A 19,107-nucleotide genomic window follows, 5' to 3' on the forward strand; every position below is an offset into this window, starting at 1 on the left:
AATTAAAAAAAGATTTATTAATTATTTACAACATTCAATTCTCCTATTTCCTGTTCAGAAAATACAAAATAATTAAATATTAATTCGCCATACAATATATTTTCATTTCCAGCTTGCACTGGTATTTCTATATAATAATTATTTGAACTTGAACTAAAGCTTTCAGAACCAGTATATGTGTATTGGTTACTATTAATATATAGAGTTAGATCATAATTAAATGAGTAATTTAATAAATTTACAGAATTCAGGTTACAATCTCCTGTAATATCATTATTGGTTATAGAGAATAGATTATTATTATTCTTTATATAAAAATTAACCACTATATAATGACCGGAGCTAGAAGGTATTGAATAAAAACTATATATCATTATAGGACTACCTTTAGAATCTATATTATATTCAAAATTGCATTGTTGATTAGAGAAACAACCCGAAAAGAAATAGATTGTTTTATATTGATAACATTCATATAAATTAATAGGTACAGTATTAGAACTTAATAAATTAGGATTAGTTAAGGTTATCTGCCCATTAACTGGTAAAACAAAATTATAGAAATTTTGTGCGCCTAAATTATTGCTATCCTCACAATTAGAACCAGACACCTGAAATCCATTTGGTAATCCTGCCAAGCATACAGACCAGTCAAGATTTTTATCTGATGTAACTATATTTATCGGTATATTAAAACCAACATCATTAAAAACCTGTGGACTAAATCCTCCGCCCAAATTTATATTAAAATAAAATACTGTAGAATTTGTACTATTTGTTTGACTAATACTGTTATTTGTTGTAGTAGGACATATAGAAAAGAAAAACAATGCAACAAATAGTATAGGAGCAAATATAATAGCCCTAGCCATTTACATCTTTCAATGGTATATTTATTTGTGTTTGTTCTTGACACGTATAAGTTACGTTCATCAATATTGCTGCCTGGACTCCAGTATCTGAATTCAAAGCGGACTGTATTGAAGACCCAAGTTGATTCATATTTATAGTACATTCTATATAAGCATCAGATAGATAAATATTACCGGATGGGTTACAGGAGAAACCACTGTTACCATTTTGTATTGTTTGAACATTATTTCCGGATGCTATCTGTAACTCTACATTTGATATATCTACTTCTGGCAATTGGTCTTGATTTGTATTTAATCCACTAAAGCATCCAGTATCCACTAGAGAAAATGAAAATGCTGCATAACCTCCACCCATAGTAATGTAAACATTATTAGAATTTGGAACGATCGGTGAAGCCGTATAAAACACAGGATCTGTCTGATTTAAACCTTCCAAAGAATTTACTAATATCATTGGTATATATATTTGCGTATACATATTTGAAATATTATAATCTATGGTTATTGGTATACTAGATAGTGTTGATTGTAATCCTGAAGGCAATGATAATGTAGCTGATTGTATTGGTTGTTGCACTGGCTTTATAGAATTGTCTATATAAAATGCGGGATTCGCATTAAAAGAACCTGAAGATGGTGTTAAATCACCGTATGTTGATATTTGATAATTTACATTAACTGGTTGGTTGGAGCCCAAATAAAAGCTATTTGAAGTCTGTAAAGAGAAAGAATACTGACTACCAGTAGATGGATTATAATACAATACTGAAGGACCTACTATTGACAATTGTACATTACCAGGTACACTAGGTGCCCAAGTAGGTTGGTTAAAACTTGGACTCTGCAGATTTAAAGCACCTGAAGAGCTACTTTTAGAACTATTTGAAAAACCAGTACTTGGACATACAGCAAAATTAAATAAGATAACAGATAAACCAACCAATGGAATTAATGATAATATTTTTTGTCCCTTCATAAATATTATTTAAAACTTAGTATATATAAATATTTATACCTAGCCAGGATAATAATTTAATGTATTAGAAGCACTCAATAAATAATTATAACTTAGATCTGATACTACAGAAATTGTTGAATAACCAGAGAATCCAGATGATCCGGATATACATATAGGAATCGCTACAATGAAATTATTATTACTATTTTGAAGATATTGTAAGTACTTATTATTTATAATAATATTACAGGAATTTCCACCACAAGTTAATGCATACGAATAATTATTTCCAAAACTATAACTATCCGAACAACCAGAATTTGATAAATATTCTAGATTAATTTCATTATTATTGTATATAAACTGTATACTCCAGCTATTAATATTTGCTAGATTTTGAAGAGAACTAATAGATAATAATATAACATCATAGGATGTATCCTGATTTTGTAATAATACAGGATATCCTGTTGACTTTCCTACTCTAGCAATTTCAATATATGGATAATTGTATAAACTGTTATATAGATCTACATCATAATTATTTTCATTTAGATTTAGATATTGATATATATTCTCATTTTTCTGATTTGCAACGGCAGCAATAGGTATACTTACTGCCAAGAAATTATATAATGAAGTGGCATTAATATCGTATATTACTGCATTTAAAGTATTATATATATAAAAACCCTGATTATTAAGATAAGGACAGGAACTATAATTTAGTTTCGTATTATAGTTACATTCAATAGTATTTATACCATTAAATGATGATAGAGATATGCTTGTGGGACTTGATGAAGTTTCATTTACAAAATTGCTAAAACAATAATCTAATTCTATCGGATAACTATAAGTACAATTAAATTGAACATTATTATTTAAATTCTGATTTGATGGTAATGAATACTGAAATATAAATTCCGAAACTGTAGGAGTAGTCATATTATTTTGAGCAACGCCTGCAACACCTGTAATAGGTGATAATTTAATATAATAATTATATATTTGCTGCTGCTGAGGTTGACTAGTAAATAATTGAGACTCTGCATATTGATCGGGATTGGATAGTACATTAAGAGCAGTTTGGAAAGAACTATAAAAACCAGAATAAACCTTGGATACAGAATTTACTGTATTACCTACACTATTTTCATAGAATGGATTGACAATTCTCGAAAATATATAATTTCTAACAATAGGACCATAAAAGAACCATATAAAAACTATACCAACGATAAGAACTATAAATAATATTAAGGCTCCAGTAGCAGATCTCATATTATGATAATTGTAACATTGAAATATATAAATAGTTATATGGCTTTAATGCAAGTAAGTTCTGGGATAATATACAATCAGATATATTTATGGAATATTCTAATTGAGTAGAATTTATATTATAATAGCAATTCTGATTTATTGCTAGTTCTCCAGAACCTTGAGAAACTATAATATCTAATATATTGTTGGATAGATTATTTGGAAATGACAAATAGAATACATTACTGCTAGATTCTATATATAAATTTTGGATATCTATTGGATAATTAGAAGTTAATGATATTAGATTATTTCCTATATTTAGATATTGATTTAAGGAAATTGTATTAGAGCAAGAATATAAATATATACTATTTCCATTCACAGTTAAGTCTACATCCTGTGGCTGATATGGACAAAAATTATAGTATAATACTGAATCTCCACTGACATAATAATAATTAAAATTTAATGAAGAAACTATTAAATAATTTATATCTAGATTATTTAGAGATCCATGAGAATTAAAAATAAGACTATCTGGAACAAATTCAATTTTTATATTATTATCACCATTATTTAGATAACTGCCTGGTACAAATATGCTCACTAGATTATTTGTACAAGAGCCATATATTTTATAATTATTTATATATATATTAAACTGACCATTATTACAGCTTTCTAAAAAAGAAATATTTATCGCAGAATATTCGGTACTATTATAATAGAAATATATATTCTTTTCCTCAACACCATAAAATACATTCGTATTAAAGTTTATATTACCTATAGGTATTTGATAATAATTAATATAATTGCCTATAGTATAATTATTTGCTATATAATAATAAGAATAACTATTAGATAATTCTATATTCTGGAAAATATATTGGGATGGCGCCGAAGATACATTGGTAGGATATAGTAATGGTAAATTAGTACCATTAATTAATGATTGTAATACGATTGGCTTATACTGGGCAGGAAGAATTAACCAATATATGAAAAATATAATACCCAATAATATAAAGAAAAATCCCACCAATACAGTCTGACCTTTACTCATTAATTCTAGGATATTCTTTAATATTTATATTTTATACCTTAATTTACCAACAATACCAAATTTATTTACTAGATCATAATAGACTACGGACTCATTTATAAAGTATATATCAGCATCTATATCATTCAATACATCAAATAATGATAATAATTTATTAAAATTTTCAGTTTGCTTCAACTTATCAAAATAATCTTCAGAAACTAATATATATTCTATATTATTTTGTAGTGCATAATTATATGTTTCGTCTAAACCGTATGATATCAGTTCTTTGGTCATATAGTACAATATATCATTAGTTAATTTATTTAGTTTTAATATTTCTAGCTCTTTTAGAGTTTCTAAATATTCATATCTTTTCGAAAATTCGTATATACCGCTTGATCCACCTATAGAAACCTTAAAAGCCAATATTTTATCTATTTTTATCTTATCTTTTATATAATTATAAAAATTATCTGGATAAAAAGCAGGTCCTACTATACATAATATCCTTGGACTATAATTAGTTAGAATGTCTATATATTTTGAATATACTTTATATAATTTAGAATCAAAATTTGGGTCGTCTTTTGGTATATTTATATCCGATTCAGATATAATCTTTATATCATCATCTATATAACCTAAAGCAATACTATTATTGTCTAAAGAAATTATATATATTACTTCCTTATCTTTTTCAGATTTTTTTAAAAGTTCTAATTCATATTTTTTAAACCCATTATTTTTAACCAACTCAAACTCGGAACCTATCTTTATTTCAAATGTATGAAAGTGCCCTATTATATCCTCTTCATTAGAAGATATGACCTTACCAGAAGTTCTTATAGAATCCTTATATTCAGAAAATTTTATATCTTCTACTTGTAATTTTAATTTTATTTTCCTTTTTTCTTTGCTATTATCATATTTTAATACTCTATAATCTTCTCCAGATATGATATCACCTTTATTTATTATCTTATATAAAAATAATAAATCCCTCTTAACCTTAACATTTATCTTTATTGTTTTTTTATCTACAGAAATATATTTCATAATATAGATAGTAATAAAGCTAGAAAAATTGGCGGGATAAATGGAGCACCTTCCATTACTTTTAATTCTATATTATTATATTTCGACAACTCTTTCAATATATTGATTTCTTCCAATGAAAGACCTTGATTTCCACTAAATAACCTATTTTGGGATATATTATATATTATTAGTATTATAAAAAAAGAAATTGTTGATATATAAATATTAAATATATATAGAATCATTGGAACCAGGGATAGAATTATTATTAATATAGAGCTAATATACTTATTTTTATCCTTAAAAGATAATATATAATTATCTCCTTCTTTTCTAACATTAAAATATCTATTTACCTTACTATATACGCTATCTGGAATATTAGAAATAATTATATTATCATCAATCCAATCACCTTCTACAAGTTTATCAACAGTTCTTGTATATATCAATCTACTTCTTAGATCTTTCTCAAATATTCTAAATATAAAGTAAGATATATAGAGTAATATCATTGAATATATAATATAATATATTTGAAAATTATATATGAATAAATATATTATATAAATAGCTACCAACAATAATACTATATTTAGCAAAGATAAAGAGAAATATTTCTTGTTTTTATTATAATAAACTTTTAAACCTTCGATATTGTGAAATATAAAGGCGAATAACACTAAATAAAATATAAATGATATGATATTATTCAAATTAATAAATGAAAACAATATAGAAATGCCAAAAAATATGTATAAATCTCCAATAGCTAACAACTTAAATACATATAATAAAGTAAACAATAATAAGACTAAATATGATATTATAATATATATTGAAAATATATTATAAAAGAATATTATATATGAAAATGAGAATAAATTAAATATGAAAAATATATATAATATTATATCATCTACAGCTTTATATCTAATATCCTGATATGTAGAATAAAATAATAATAAGAAGTCAACAATATATATAGTATACAGATATTCATACATAAAGTTAAAAATTGTATTATATTTAATAAATATTATGATGATGTGAGCACCCACTGAGATTATGATGATGCAAAGTAAACTGATGTGAACTACTCCGTCCTTACTAACGGAGCATCTCGCGATGGAGATTTCCTGCTTCTTCCAGGAAACTTACTATACACACTCTCAGAGAAGAGTATGTATAGCAGAGGTTCCCTGTCCACAGGCTCTAAGGGCAGTCCCGACCCCGAACGAAGAATATTTAGAGATGCATTATAATCACGATCTACAGTCCAACCGCATTTAGAGCAAGTGAAGGTACGATCAGAAAGAGTTAGATCTTTTTTCACATATCCACATTTAGCACATGTTCTTGAAGTATTTCTAGGATCTACTTTCACTACCCTCCTACCAGCTCTTTCAGCCTTATAGGAGAGGTAGCTTATGAACTTGGAGAAATTAGAGTGAAGAGTGTGTTTTTTCAAAGTTTTACTTGTACTATTCTCAACGATTTTCTTCACATCAAGGTCTTCCACGTATATTTCATCATACTGTTCAACAAGCCACGAAGTCACCTTATGAATATAATCACTCATCAAGTCTTTCAACATGTTTTGAGTGTCCTTAGGTGTTATCTTTTTCCCTTCTTTCCCTGAGTTATTCACTATGTCTAGTAATGCGTTGTATACTTTAGCTTCAATTTGCATAACCTTGAGCAATCTTTCCTCTACTTTTTTCGTTGGATAAATTCTGTACTTGAACGAGAGTTGAATTTTATCACTCTACTCCTTGGCTCTCCACATATTCTATAATAATATTTGCCTTCTAATCTATAAAAATATTTCTATAAGGGGACTATCCATTCCCCTGACAGAAGGGGCTTCTGCCTCCTAACCCCCAAAAGTTAAAAATTCTAAAAATTCCTATCTATATATGCCATTGATAATACCTTCTCCAGAATATAGCAAGAGGAGAAGAATATTAGAATTAGATCGAAAAATTAAGAAGGCTGAGAAAAACAAAAACGGAAAATTAAATGTAATATTAAAGAAAACAATAAATATAAATAATCCTACAGAAAGTATAAGGCTAATATCAATGCTAAATAAGCTAGAACAAGAAGGATATTTTGATGAACTATATATAGTAAGATATAATCAACTATTAGATTCAATAGACTTACTAAAGAATACAGAAAAAGAACTACCGAAGGAGGATTTAATAAAACTATACAACATTGTAAGTAAATTGATAGATATAGTCAATAAGTTAAAAAAATAATTATTCTTCTAGCTTTATATTTTTCATATATAATATTCTCTTTATATTATCAATATCATGCTCTAATAGTTTTATCTTCTCTATCTCAGATGTTATATACTCAAAATTAGTAATATCAATCACATTTTCTATTTTTTGCAACTTACTTGATATCTTATTATAATCATCTACAATACTATCTGTTATATCTTTAAAATCGGTTATCTCATATTTTATACTTTCTATATCTCTTTTTAATAAGTTTATTATATTTTCTAAATCATCTATCTTATGGTTAATAGTAGAAATTTTTTCCAAATCACTTGATTTAGTCCTCATCTCATTTACTATATTCTGTAAATCATTAAATAATCCATATATGTTATTTAATTTATTTTCAAAATCTATATATTTTGAATAAAGGTTTTTAAATGATACAATTTCTTTTATATTTTTAATATCTTCATTAGATATACTTTTTAAATAAGAAAAATCATTTATATTCTTATCTATATACTCTTTTATATTCTTATTATCCGATATTAACTTATCTATATCTTTCTTCAAATTATATATATCTTTATTTTTTAGGTTCTCTAATTCTTCCGTTATCTTATTATACAGAACAATATCTTCCAATATCTTATTTATATTGTTTTCTAAGGTTTTAGTTAATTTATTTAAATCATCTTTTATCTTAATAAAATCTTTTTTATCTGTATAGTTATCCTCAATATTTTTTATTTTTAGATAAAATTCCTTTATATTATCTTGTAGATCCTTTAATATTTTATTATTATCGCTATATCTAGATATTGAATTATTTATATCAATTATTTCACTCTCTAACTTATTCAATTTAGACCTAAGATCTATAATAGAAGTATAATCCACAAAATTCTTTTGATTATTCTCCAAAACTTCTAATTTTATAGATATGTCCTGAAGATCTTTTATTTTATTATATAAATCCTCATTTATATATTTTTTATAGTCTTCTACGATTTTATTTAATTTATCAACTCTATCTTTTATATCATCTATATCTTTATAATATTCTGATCTTTCGAGATAATAACTTAACCTCTTATTTAATTCTATAAATTTTTCATTGAGTTTTTTCGTATATAAATAAAACTCATTTACTATATCAAAATCCTTACTATTCATAAATATATTTTCTATACAAAATTTATTAAATTTATTTGATGTTAGATTTTTTCAAGATATCCAGATCCTTTTTTATAGATTCCACTTGAAACTCTAGAGCAAATATTTTCTTTTTTATTATATCTATATCATTAAATCTTCTATTTATGTTTAATAACAGGGTATTTATATTATTTAATAAATTATTATAATCCTCTTTATTATCAAAGATTTTATTTTTTAATCTATTATATTTATCTAATATATTATTATTCATGTTTTTGTATTTTTCTAATTCTTCATTCAGAGTTTTTATCTTATTTTCTAGTTCATTAATTATATTCTCATATTCCTGAATATCATCCATTATTAAAAAAAGATCTTATATCTTTTTGAATCTTTCCTATACTATCTATTGGTATATTTAAAGATTTTAATATGGGTTCTACGGATGCAATAACTTGTTTATTTATATAATATTCCGGATCATAATTATTATCTTTTACTTCATCTGGTAATCTAACTTTATCTGATATTTTTTCTCCACCTTTAACAATGATATATTCTACTATAAATCCCCTATCGACTTTATATCCTCTATCTTTATATTTTTTCGCTGCTATAACGTGCGGTGAAGATACTTCATATTCTTTCAAACTTTTTCTTAATTGCTCTCTTAATATAAATTTCTTTAAAGGATATTTATGATTTTTTATATTATTTATAACATCATTTAAATAAACTATTATTTCATCTTTCTTATCTTCTAATGCCAATTTTAATATATTTTCTTGTACCTCTCCTGCTATTTCCGACCAGTCTCTTCTAACTACCTCAAAACCTCTTAATTTTATTGTACCATCTTTAGATAACAAGGCATATTTTTTTCTTGCACCTCCTTCTCCAGATCTTTTTTCTACAAAGATACCAGATAGATAGAAATCCTCAAATTCCATTTCCAGAGGTCTTGGAAGCAAATTATTTATATCCATTAATAAATCTTGTCCATCTTTTTCATTATTTACAATAACAAATATAGAATCTGTATCTCCATATATTACCTTATATCCTTTATTTTCTATATAATCTTTAACTTCCATGATGTACTTTCTACCCAATGCTGTTATTGAAGATGCACACTCGAGACAATACCATCTAGAATTTGGAAAGCCTAGATAACCATATGTTGAATTAATTATATATTTTAAGGACAACTGTCTACTATCTAGAATTTTATATTCTTCAGAATCTTTATCTAGACCTTTCATCTTTTTCTTTATCTCAATCCTCTCATTAAATATACTTTCTAATATAGAGGATATAAAACCTTTATTTTTCTTACAATACCATACCTCTAATTTTCCAACACTAGTATCTGCGATAATCTTTTCATTTTTACATTCTTCATGATCACATTTTAATGTATCTGGAGAAATATTATACTTTATTATTATAGAAGGATATAATGACCTAAAATCATATACAGCTATATTTTTATAAAATCCGGATCTTGGTTGAAATACTATTGCTCCGGAATACGTATATTTTTTTCTTAATTCTAAATCATCATATGAAGGCTTATTCGGTATTATCTCATTATTGTCTCTTGATCTTTTTATCAAATAATCTTCTACTAATATTCCATATGTGCTTCCTGATAATTCATATAAAGTTATCCCAGCAAGTCTTGAAATTTCTAACAATATTGATTCAAAATGTTTATACAATTTATATGTTAACTCCACATCTTTTTTATTATATTTAATCAAATAACTATAATCTTTTGTTTTAAATATTATATTATATATCTCATTAAAATTTATATCCAGTTTTTTCTCTCCTAAAACTTCACTAGCAATTTCATCTAAAGAATAGGTTTCCGAATTAAATTGAGTAGCGAATATTCCAGAAATAACATTAAATAAATCAAAATTTTGTATACCTACAAATTTATATTTTTTAGATGTTTCTCTTTTTTTTGTATATAATATATTTTTATTATCCCAACTAAAACTAAATTTGTAATTTAGCTTCTTTGCCCTTTCATATAAAAAATACAGATCAAAATTATTAGAATTATATCCTATTAAGATGTCTGGATCTAACTTTTTTATAACTTCATCTACTTTCTTTAATAATTCTAATTCGCTATTAACTTTATACCCTTCATCTGAATTGCCATCTATATATATTGAATAATAATCTTTTCCATCATAAAATGTTATTAAATATATTGGATCTTTTGATGGATCTGGGATCGCCTGTTCTGAGACAGTTTCTATATCAAAAGCAACAACTTTAAGATTATATTTTTTATCTATAATTCCTAGATTTTTTTTATATTTGTAATAATCTATATTTTGATCTTTTTTTATTAATTCTAGATCTAATTCATACCAGTTTAATGGATATATGCTCTGATCTAATTGAAATTTTTTTATTATAGATATATCTCCTTCTTTCTTTCCAAGAATTTTTCCTTCCATTTTATAACTATCAGCTAATTTTTTCAAATTATCATAATTATCTTGATCTATAATTATTTTGAATACAGTATACTCTCTGCCTATATATTTTTTCTTTTCTATTTCATACTTTTTTATATATTTTTCATTATCTAATTTATTTTTTATTTCATTTAGGTATTTTTCATCTTTTAAAATTAAATATAAATAATAAGGTTGATCGTATTCTATCCTGATCTTTTTTCCATTTTCATCTCTGCCATAAACATAAACTTTCTCTTTATCATGATCAAAATCTAATATAAATACTTTCATAATTATTTATTATAGTATATAAATTAAAATTTAATTAAAAATTATTGTATAAAAATTTCTGGCACATTTTCATTTGAAGGATATCCAAAGATCATAACCTACTAAACATACAATACAGCTTCGATTGGATTATAGTTAAGACCCATCTGTGCACTATTTGGTATCAAAAAGAATATTATCTGGTAATTTGAAAAAGAAACTCCAGAAATAATGGATATATTTTAGTAATATATAAATTTCATTACGGAAGATCTTATCAATTACCGTATATTAAATATTTTTTCGAATTATCAATAAATTATATCATAATAAAGTATATTGTTAATTTATAATTTTAATTTTAGCTCTACTATATCTTTATCTTCCAATTTATAGTTTAGTCCACCCCTCGTATACTTGTTATTTCTATATATTTTTGCATAGATAAACTTATCTATCCAATTTTCATTTAATTTTTTTATAAAATCCTTTATTATAGCATCTTTATTTAACAATACGCAATGTTCAGAACCTACTGGTTTTACTCTTATATAATCTAATTTTTTAATAATCTCCTCTAATATTTGATCTATTTTTATATTGTTAAAATCATTATAGTCATTATATATTATTGTATATTCTTTATTATCATATTTATTTAGTTTTATTATCCCTTCAGTAAACTGATTTATCCTACTTAATTGTTCTTCTACATTATTTTTATTTAATATAATTATATAATAATCGGATAAAGATAGTATATTTCTAAATCTCCTCTCAAATGTTGCTGGAATTTCTACAAATTGGTAATATATACAATTGTAAAATAATGTTCCAACTATAGGATTTGTTGTAGAATAGGGTATGTCATTTACATCTACATTTGCATTTGTAAATTTTTTTAAAAAATAGCTCTTTCCAGAATTTTCTACTCCTAAAATACTAATTAATATATCTCCGTTTTTTTCTATTAATTTTATACCTTTATTTCCCTTCTTATTCTTTGATTCTTCTAATAGTGATTCATATTCAGATATTTTTTTATTTATCCAAGCTATTAAATGTTCTGAGCCTTTGTGCTTTGGTGCGTATTTTAGCATCTCATATAAATATTTTAGTCTTTCTTCATTGGTTCTTGCGCTTTCAAACTTGTTTTTTGCTGCATAAAATTCTGCACCAGCATTAGTTACCATATATTATATGTAGTTCTTTATTAGAATAAAAAATTACAGGTACCTTTAGTTTTCTCAATATATACCTTAAATTTTTATCTTGAGTACACACTATAAAGTCACCAGATAAAGATATATTTACTATTAACCTATCTGTCTTCTCATTGTTTTTATTCGTTTCTATAATATTTATATTATTTTTATTTATATAATCCAAAACTAATTTATATAGTTTTTTTGACTTCTCAGATCTTGTACTTTTTAATTTGTCCTCTATTTCTATTATATTCTTTCTTAGAGTATATAAACCTACATAGTTTATATCTTTTCTATTTAAGAACAACTTTAATTCTTCTATTATATCATAATTATAATAAAAAGGTATAAAAAATACATTAGAATCTATCAATATTTTATACTGCATTAATTAGTTCTCCAATAGCATATATTTTCCACCTCTTATTTATTTTTCTCAATATTAATACCCTGTCATTTTCATATCCTAATATTGGTCTTTCTAATTTTATCGTGATCATATTATTTTTTTCCATATTCTTTATTATACCATTTGATATCATATTATAGAGTACTACTGTTATATCTTCTCCTTTTTGCATCTTTTCACTGCTATTAAATAATTCTTTAATTATTTCATATTTTACCTTTATCTCATTGTATTGGTTTGGTAGTTTATTTTCTAATCCCAACATTTGGCCAGCTAATGTATCTTCTTTAGTTACAAATGGATCTAAGTTTGTACCAATACCAGCAGTTCCACCGGGTATTATCTCATCAACGTCTATATTCCCTTGTTTTAGTGAAACTATTTTAGTCTTAATTGGTTTCCATTGATTATCTATAAATAAACCCGGCCTTATTTCTATATTATCATCTTTCTTTAGTTTTCCTTTTAATAATGCTCCACCTAATATACCCCCTACCAATTTTTCTATATCTGTTCCTGGTTTATTTATATCAAAAGATCTTGATATCAAAAAGATAGGATCTGAATTTATGTCTCTATTATCTTTTTTTATATCTATTAAAGCTTCTAATATATAGTTTATATTTATATTATTTATCGCGGATATAGGTATTATCTTTACATTTTTTATATCTATTTCTAATTTTTTTAACAGATCTATTATATCATTATAATTTTTTATAGCTTCTTCTTTTGATACAAGATCTATTTTATTCTGTACAATTATTAAAGGTTTATTCCCCATATATTTAAATGCAATTAAATGTTCTAATGTTTGTGGTTGTGGCACTGGCTCATTTGCTGCAATAACTAATATAGCTGCATCTACTATTGCAGCACCAGTTAGCATTATCATTAATAAACTTTCATGACCTGGTGCATCTACTACAGATATTTTTTTAATTATAGCATTTTCCTTCCCACATATAGGACATATCTTTTCAGTAAAGTATCCATGATCTTCACATCTATATATAGTAAAATCAGAATATCCTAATTTTATTGTTAATCCTCTTTTTATTTCCTCCGAATGTTTTGATAACCACTGGCCTGTTAATGCTTTTGCTAAAGTTGTTTTTCCATGATCTACATGTCCCAAAATTATAATAGATAAATCAGGATATATTATTTGATCCATCTTTAAAAGATTATTAAAAAGGATTAAAAATTTATTTTATTTATTTAACTAAACTTATATATTGTTTTATCTCCAGAATCCAATAACTCTATACCTAGCTCTTTTAATCTATTCCTTATTTTATCAGATAAATTATATAGTCTATTATCTCTTAAATCTTTTCTAATATCTATTAGTAGGTTTATTATCTGATTAATATTATTATCCTTATTATTACAAAATATATTTTCCCATAAACCATAGATTATCGATGCATTTTTATAAAATTCATACGCTTTATAATATAAAGTAAATATATTTGAGTTTATTACATATCTATTTATATATTTTGTAAGCTCTAATAATGTTACAGTAGCTTTTCCTATATTAAAGTCATCTCTAAGATTATCAATAAATTCTTTTTCATATTTTAACATATTATTAAATATCTCTATATTTTTTTGATCTAAATAAAACGTCCTTTCTAAATTACCTATATTAGATACTATTATTTTTATTGTAGATTCTATATAATTATAATTCTTCTTCGCTTGCTCTATACTATCCTCATTTACATCTATAGGTTCTCTATAATGATATGATGCAAAATAAAATCTCACAATTTCTGGTCCATACTTATCTATAAAATCTTTTGCAGGTATTATATTTTTCAATGATTTCGACATTTTTTCACCTTTTATTTTTAATAATCCAACATGTATCCAATATTTCACCCATGGATTTATATTAAATCTAGCTTCTGATTGTGCAATTTCATTTTCATGATGAGGGAATATGAGATCTTGAGCTCCTGAATGGATATCAAATTGTTTACCTAGATATCTAGATGACATTGTAGAACATTCGATATGCCAGCCTGGTCTTCCCTCTCCTATTATTGTTTTCCAATATGGTTCTCCATCCTTCTTAAATTTCCATAGAGCAAAATCATACGGATTTTTCTTATCTTCCAATACATTTGTTTCTTGATCCCAATATTCTTTCTTATTACCTGATAATTTTCCATAATCTTTATATTTATCTACATCAAAATATATGCTATATTTACCTGTATAAGCATATCCTTTATCAATTAGGTCTTTTACAAACTCAGATATTTCATTTATATGCTCTGTTACTAATGGATTTATATAAAAAGGTAGATTATTTAATCTTTTTATTTGTTCAAGATGATATCTTATATTATTTCTCGGTATAGACTGCCAATCTTTGGTAGCCAATTCATTAGCTCTATTTATTATCTTATCATCTATATCTGTAAAATTACTTATTGCTATATCAATATACCCAAAAAATCGAAGTATTCTTCTTATAATATCTATAGATACCTCGGCCCTTAAATGACCTATATGCGAATAATCATAGGGCGTTATCCCACAATGGTATATTCTTACAAAAGGATATTCTATAGGCTCAAATATCTCTTTCTTCTTTGTTAGTGTGTTATATATATAAATTGCACCGATATGAATTTTCCATAAATATTTCTTATATCTAATATTTATAAGTTTGTTATTAGATAGATCATTAATGAAATTAATATTATTTGATATGTTTAGAGACAAAGTTGGAATATTTATATTTATCATATTTTTTATAATATCTATTTTATATATTAGATTTAATTTTCTACCCTTATTACTTGCTCCAATAAGCATAAGGATATTATTATATATATTTGCAATTTTATTTACACTAAATTTTTCTTTATTAACATATATAATAATAGTTTACAGGAAATTTTGGAAAGGTAATTTATTATCTTTTATATCCGCTATTTTTGGATTTGTTTCTGTCCAGGGATGTATACTAGGATGTGGCATAAGTACAATATCAATATTCTTGGCATCTGTAGCTTCTATATTTGGTATATCTGTAATTCAGCTAGGGTACAATTTATTAATAATTAGCGATATATTATTTTTTATAAGTATAATATTTATACTAAGAGTAAAGAAGCCCGAAAATAAAAAGTATGTTTTTAAATTGAAATTAAAATAAGCGGAGGTGTCCGAGAGGCCAAAGGAGATCGGTTGAGGTCCGACTGGTGCAGAACCGCCAGGGGTTCAAATCCCCTCCTCCGCAATTTTAAAACTTTTTTATTATTAGGGAATAAGACAGAAAGATAATCTATGAAAAGTTGATTTATTAATAATATGTTTATATTTGGGCATGAAGATCTTCATGATATTGAATGATGCAAGATTATTTAGATCAATTATATGGTTATTATGAACTAGATTTGTAGATAGCAAACATCTATTATCTCATTTATTGAAAAATAGAATATTAAATTCTGGACCCGCAGGGATTCGAACCCTGGAAGACTCTCGTCATCTGGACCTGAACCAGACTCCATCGACCACTCGGACACGGGTCCATAAATTAATATTTTTTAATGAATTATATAATTTTATATGATTAGATCATTATTTATAGATCTTGATAAGAAAGAATTTAAAAATGAAATAATAGATAATAGAACTCTCGATTATTCTATAATCTTGAATAAGGATATTTATAGGACCTACGAGAGAGATCCTTATAATAACAATCTTACTATACTATCTGCCGGATATATAAAAGATGAAAATGATATAACTTCCTTATTAATATATAGGTCACCCATAACAAATTCTTTAGATATAAATATATCTTCATTTGGAAAATATATAAGAAATACAGGAAATGACATGATAATATTAAAAGGAAGGTTAGATAAAAAATATTTTATAATAATAGAAAATGACAATGTAATATTTTTAGAGGATGATATAGAAGAAGATATATATAATAAAAAGGAAAAATTATATGGAGAATTAAAAAATATATATGGTAACGAAGACTTTATATTATTATTAAACGGTTTAGGATCAAAATATACTATATATGGAAATTTAATAATATTTAAAGATGATAAGATTAAAGCAACAAAAGGTGGTATAGGCTCGGTTTTATATAATTATCATAATATTTCCGGGATTTCTATCGGAGGAAATAACCATGTAAAAATAAATGAGATTAAGATAAATGAAAAAAATATGAATTTTCATGAGAACATTAATGATGTATACAACTTAATATATGAAAAAGTACCCATATTAAATTTTAAAAATATTTATCTGGCAAAAGAAGAAAATAAAAAAATTTTCGAAGATTTTATATATCCTTTGATAAATAATTTGAAGAAAAAATATCCATATGAGCCTTTTAATATGTTTGGGCCTTTTTTAGGTATATTTGATGAAAATTATATTTCATTATTGATAGATAAGGCAAATAGATATGGTCTTGATACATTATATTTAGGTTTTATTCTAGGACTTATATTGGAAGGTCTTGCAATGAACAAAGTAAATATAAATGGATTAAATAGTTCTATATTTGATTTTAATAATTTAGATAGATCAACAGAAAATAATTATAAAATTGTAGATTATCTAATGGATAAAATCGCTTATGAAGAACTATCTATTCTAGGAAAGAATATAAGATATATTTCTAATATATTTAATCTAGACGATATATCTGTATATGCACCTTTGGGAGAATCTTATTCTGCAGTGTTCAATCCATATATATCATTGGGTTTGTTTTTACCAAATATAATATATGATAAATATTTTTCAGATCATTTAATGAATCCTACTGATCCAGTTAGCTATGCAGAATTAAATTATGGAAGACTTGAATCAACATTTTATATAAATAATTTACATGATAATATATATAATTTTAAAAGGGATAATGTTTTCGTAAAGATGTTAGAGTATCAGAAATTAACAAATTCTATGCCTAATTTTAATTATTCAAAAAGATTAAACGATATATACTTGTATATATCCAGAAATTATAATTTAAATTATACTTTTGAAGATTATTTTTTAAACTATTATAATAGATATAAAGAATTAATATATAATAATAAAGCCTCCGTAGTGTAGCCAGGACAACATTCCGGGCTTCGGTCCTGGAGATCAGGGGTTCGAATCCCCTCGGAGGCTTATATATCCTTATAAATTGTATTATATATTTTATTGATTAGATATTTTATCTTATATATATTTAAATTAAGTATATCTTCATGTTTTAATTCTTTAGAAATCTCATTAAAATCGTTTTTATTTAGTTTATTTTCATTAAATAGTTTAATTATTCCTTCTGTAATATCTATATAATCTTCAGGTAAATAAAAAGATATATCTTCTAGCAATTTTAGAAAATTTATCATGGATTTATCGTCATCAATTATTAAAGGTAATGCTTCGGCTGTATTTATGAATTTATATGCATAATCTTTATAATTTTTTCCTTTTTTTGATAATAAATAATTATTTATTATTATATTTGCTAGTGGTGAAAATATAATATCTAATGCTATGTTCATCTTAAATCTGTTCAGATATAAATTATATACAGCTTTTATCTTTTTATTTTGTTTATCTAATATAAAATTTTTTATTTCTTTAGTTATATAGATTATATCTCTCTCTTTTAATCTATAAAATTCTTTTTCTTCTATAATATTTTTTAAATTATCTGTAATTATGCTCAAAGTATTATAGTATTCATAAGAAAATCCAATATTTTTAGAGAGAGTTCTTAATCTTCTATTATAATCAGTTAAACTATAATAAGAATATGGTAATCTTTTTTTATATAGATCATAATTTTTTATTATATCTATATAAGATTTTATATCTAATTCTTTAAATAAGCTATCTATTGATTTTCTTAATAGTTCATCTATATTTTTATAAGTTATTAATTTACTTGATCTTATTGTTTCAATAAGATTTCTAGCAAATATTCTTTCTTTTTCATTATTAATATTTATCTTTTTTATATCTTCTTTATTTATCGAATTTATAAAATTTAATATCTCTAATAAATCAACATTTGGATTTATATATTTTATATCTATTTGATAGTAATTATCTAAACCCATTATTTAGTAATAAAAATAGA

At 24.5% G+C, this 19,107-nt stretch carries 17 protein-coding genes and 3 tRNA genes; 4 read left to right on the forward strand and 16 right to left on the reverse strand.

The window, feature by feature from the left end:
* Positions 1–17: 17 nt before the first annotated feature.
* The 7 genes from MJ2HA_RS02305 to MJ2HA_RS02335 all read right to left on the reverse strand — a co-directional run bounded on the left by MJ2HA_RS02305 (position 18) and on the right by MJ2HA_RS02335 (position 6,950).
* Positions 18–872, reverse strand: a complete 855-nt coding sequence (locus tag MJ2HA_RS02305) for a hypothetical protein (RefSeq protein WP_258392940.1) — start codon at positions 870–872, stop codon at positions 18–20.
* Positions 865–1,851 carry a hypothetical protein gene (locus tag MJ2HA_RS02310; protein WP_258392941.1) on the reverse strand — a complete coding sequence of 329 codons (987 nt, stop codon included), beginning with the start codon at positions 1,849–1,851 and terminating at the stop codon, positions 865–867. The genes MJ2HA_RS02305 and MJ2HA_RS02310 overlap by 8 nt, the downstream gene beginning before the upstream one ends.
* Before the next feature lie 39 nt (positions 1,852–1,890).
* Positions 1,891–3,117, reverse strand: coding sequence for a hypothetical protein (locus MJ2HA_RS02315; RefSeq protein WP_258392942.1), 1,227 nt, complete (start codon positions 3,115–3,117; stop codon positions 1,891–1,893).
* Position 3,118: 1 nt separating this feature from the next.
* Entirely contained in the window at positions 3,119–4,168 is a 1,050-nt protein-coding gene (locus MJ2HA_RS02320) for a hypothetical protein (RefSeq protein WP_258392943.1), read from the reverse strand.
* A gap of 24 nt (positions 4,169–4,192) precedes the next feature.
* Entirely contained in the window at positions 4,193–5,209 is a 1,017-nt protein-coding gene (locus MJ2HA_RS02325) for a pelota family protein (RefSeq protein ID WP_258392944.1), read from the reverse strand.
* A complete protein-coding gene (locus tag MJ2HA_RS02330; RefSeq protein ID WP_258392945.1) occupies positions 5,206–6,198 on the reverse strand; it encodes a hypothetical protein in 993 nt (330 codons plus the stop codon). Before MJ2HA_RS02330 ends, MJ2HA_RS02325 begins: the two co-directional genes overlap by 4 nt.
* An 89-nt stretch (positions 6,199–6,287) precedes the next feature.
* Complete coding sequence (locus tag MJ2HA_RS02335; protein ID WP_258393591.1) at positions 6,288–6,950, reverse strand: RNA-guided endonuclease TnpB family protein; 663 nt, start codon at positions 6,948–6,950, stop codon at positions 6,288–6,290.
* A 160-nt stretch (positions 6,951–7,110) separates the two neighbouring features.
* On the opposite strand from MJ2HA_RS02335, the gene MJ2HA_RS02340 reads away from it, so the two are divergent.
* Positions 7,111–7,458, forward strand: coding sequence for a hypothetical protein (locus MJ2HA_RS02340; protein ID WP_258392946.1), 348 nt, complete (start codon positions 7,111–7,113; stop codon positions 7,456–7,458).
* Here the strand turns inward: MJ2HA_RS02340 and MJ2HA_RS02345 are convergent, their stop codons facing one another.
* The 7 genes from MJ2HA_RS02345 to cysS all read right to left on the reverse strand — a co-directional run bounded on the left by MJ2HA_RS02345 (position 7,459) and on the right by cysS (position 15,797).
* Positions 7,459–8,607, reverse strand: coding sequence for a hypothetical protein (locus MJ2HA_RS02345; RefSeq protein ID WP_258392947.1), 1,149 nt, complete (start codon positions 8,605–8,607; stop codon positions 7,459–7,461).
* A 31-nt stretch (positions 8,608–8,638) separates the two neighbouring features.
* Positions 8,639–8,953, reverse strand: a complete 315-nt coding sequence (locus MJ2HA_RS02350; protein WP_258392948.1) for a hypothetical protein — start codon at positions 8,951–8,953, stop codon at positions 8,639–8,641.
* Positions 8,946–11,366, reverse strand: coding sequence for a DNA polymerase I (locus MJ2HA_RS02355; RefSeq protein ID WP_258392949.1), 2,421 nt, complete (start codon positions 11,364–11,366; stop codon positions 8,946–8,948). Before MJ2HA_RS02355 ends, MJ2HA_RS02350 begins: the two co-directional genes overlap by 8 nt.
* 326 nt (positions 11,367–11,692) lie before the next feature.
* Positions 11,693–12,538 (reverse strand): GTPase, encoded by an 846-nt coding sequence (locus MJ2HA_RS02360; RefSeq protein WP_258392950.1) that lies wholly within the window; start codon positions 12,536–12,538, stop codon positions 11,693–11,695.
* Entirely contained in the window at positions 12,528–12,941 is a 414-nt protein-coding gene (locus MJ2HA_RS02365) for a PIN domain-containing protein (RefSeq protein ID WP_258392951.1), read from the reverse strand. The genes MJ2HA_RS02360 and MJ2HA_RS02365 overlap by 11 nt, the downstream gene beginning before the upstream one ends.
* Positions 12,931–14,139, reverse strand: a complete 1,209-nt coding sequence (locus MJ2HA_RS02370; protein WP_258392952.1) for a translation initiation factor IF-2 subunit gamma — start codon at positions 14,137–14,139, stop codon at positions 12,931–12,933. Before MJ2HA_RS02370 ends, MJ2HA_RS02365 begins: the two co-directional genes overlap by 11 nt.
* Before the next feature lie 44 nt (positions 14,140–14,183).
* Positions 14,184–15,797: a cysteine--tRNA ligase gene (cysS, locus tag MJ2HA_RS02375; protein ID WP_258392953.1), complete on the reverse strand. Its 1,614-nt coding sequence runs from the start codon at positions 15,795–15,797 to the stop codon at positions 14,184–14,186.
* A 343-nt stretch (positions 15,798–16,140) separates the two neighbouring features.
* Here cysS and MJ2HA_RS02380 point away from each other — a divergent pair.
* Positions 16,141–16,224 (forward strand) — tRNA-Leu (locus tag MJ2HA_RS02380).
* A gap of 212 nt (positions 16,225–16,436) precedes the next feature.
* Here the strand turns inward: MJ2HA_RS02380 and MJ2HA_RS02385 are convergent.
* Positions 16,437–16,519 (reverse strand) — tRNA-Leu (locus MJ2HA_RS02385).
* 37 nt (positions 16,520–16,556) lie between these two features.
* On the opposite strand from MJ2HA_RS02385, the gene MJ2HA_RS02390 reads away from it, so the two are divergent.
* Both MJ2HA_RS02390 and MJ2HA_RS02395 read left to right on the forward strand, forming a co-directional pair.
* Positions 16,557–18,083, forward strand: a complete 1,527-nt coding sequence (locus tag MJ2HA_RS02390) for an aldehyde ferredoxin oxidoreductase N-terminal domain-containing protein (RefSeq protein WP_258392954.1) — start codon at positions 16,557–16,559, stop codon at positions 18,081–18,083.
* Positions 18,069–18,143 (forward strand) — tRNA-Arg (locus MJ2HA_RS02395). Before MJ2HA_RS02390 ends, MJ2HA_RS02395 begins: the two co-directional genes overlap by 15 nt.
* Here MJ2HA_RS02395 and MJ2HA_RS02400 read toward each other — a convergent pair.
* The gene (locus tag MJ2HA_RS02400) at positions 18,143–19,087 is read right to left on the reverse strand and encodes a hypothetical protein (protein WP_258392955.1); all 945 of its coding nucleotides are present in this window, start codon (positions 19,085–19,087) and stop codon (positions 18,143–18,145) included. The genes MJ2HA_RS02395 and MJ2HA_RS02400 overlap by 1 nt on opposite strands.
* Between the last annotated feature and the right edge of the window lie 20 nt (positions 19,088–19,107).

Source organism: Nanobdella aerobiophila, assembly GCF_023169545.1.
GTDB lineage: Archaea > Nanobdellota > Nanobdellia > Nanobdellales > Nanobdellaceae > Nanobdella > Nanobdella aerobiophila.

Excerpts from the sequence above, each read along its gene's own strand:
- MJ2HA_RS02305 (WP_258392940.1), bottom strand. The coding sequence starts at position 872 with ATGGCTAGGGCTATTATATTTGCTCCTATACTATTTGTTGCATTGTTT.
- MJ2HA_RS02310 (WP_258392941.1), bottom strand. The coding sequence starts at position 1,851 with ATGAAGGGACAAAAAATATTATCATTAATTCCATTGGTTGGTTTATCT.
- MJ2HA_RS02315 (WP_258392942.1), bottom strand. The coding sequence starts at position 3,117 with ATGAGATCTGCTACTGGAGCCTTAATATTATTTATAGTTCTTATCGTT.
- MJ2HA_RS02320 (WP_258392943.1), bottom strand. The coding sequence starts at position 4,168 with ATGAGTAAAGGTCAGACTGTATTGGTGGGATTTTTCTTTATATTATTG.
- MJ2HA_RS02325 (WP_258392944.1), bottom strand. The coding sequence starts at position 5,209 with ATGAAATATATTTCTGTAGATAAAAAAACAATAAAGATAAATGTTAAG.
- MJ2HA_RS02330 (WP_258392945.1), bottom strand. The coding sequence starts at position 6,198 with ATGTATGAATATCTGTATACTATATATATTGTTGACTTCTTATTATTA.
- MJ2HA_RS02340 (WP_258392946.1), top strand. The coding sequence starts at position 7,111 with ATGCCATTGATAATACCTTCTCCAGAATATAGCAAGAGGAGAAGAATA.
- MJ2HA_RS02345 (WP_258392947.1), bottom strand. The coding sequence starts at position 8,607 with ATGAATAGTAAGGATTTTGATATAGTAAATGAGTTTTATTTATATACG.
- MJ2HA_RS02350 (WP_258392948.1), bottom strand. The coding sequence starts at position 8,953 with ATGGATGATATTCAGGAATATGAGAATATAATTAATGAACTAGAAAAT.
- MJ2HA_RS02355 (WP_258392949.1), bottom strand. The coding sequence starts at position 11,366 with ATGAAAGTATTTATATTAGATTTTGATCATGATAAAGAGAAAGTTTAT.
- MJ2HA_RS02360 (WP_258392950.1), bottom strand. The coding sequence starts at position 12,538 with ATGGTAACTAATGCTGGTGCAGAATTTTATGCAGCAAAAAACAAGTTT.
- MJ2HA_RS02365 (WP_258392951.1), bottom strand. The coding sequence starts at position 12,941 with ATGCAGTATAAAATATTGATAGATTCTAATGTATTTTTTATACCTTTT.
- MJ2HA_RS02370 (WP_258392952.1), bottom strand. The coding sequence starts at position 14,139 with ATGGATCAAATAATATATCCTGATTTATCTATTATAATTTTGGGACAT.
- cysS (WP_258392953.1), bottom strand. The coding sequence starts at position 15,797 with ATGCTTATTGGAGCAAGTAATAAGGGTAGAAAATTAAATCTAATATAT.
- MJ2HA_RS02390 (WP_258392954.1), top strand. The coding sequence starts at position 16,557 with ATGATTAGATCATTATTTATAGATCTTGATAAGAAAGAATTTAAAAAT.
- MJ2HA_RS02400 (WP_258392955.1), bottom strand. The coding sequence starts at position 19,087 with ATGGGTTTAGATAATTACTATCAAATAGATATAAAATATATAAATCCA.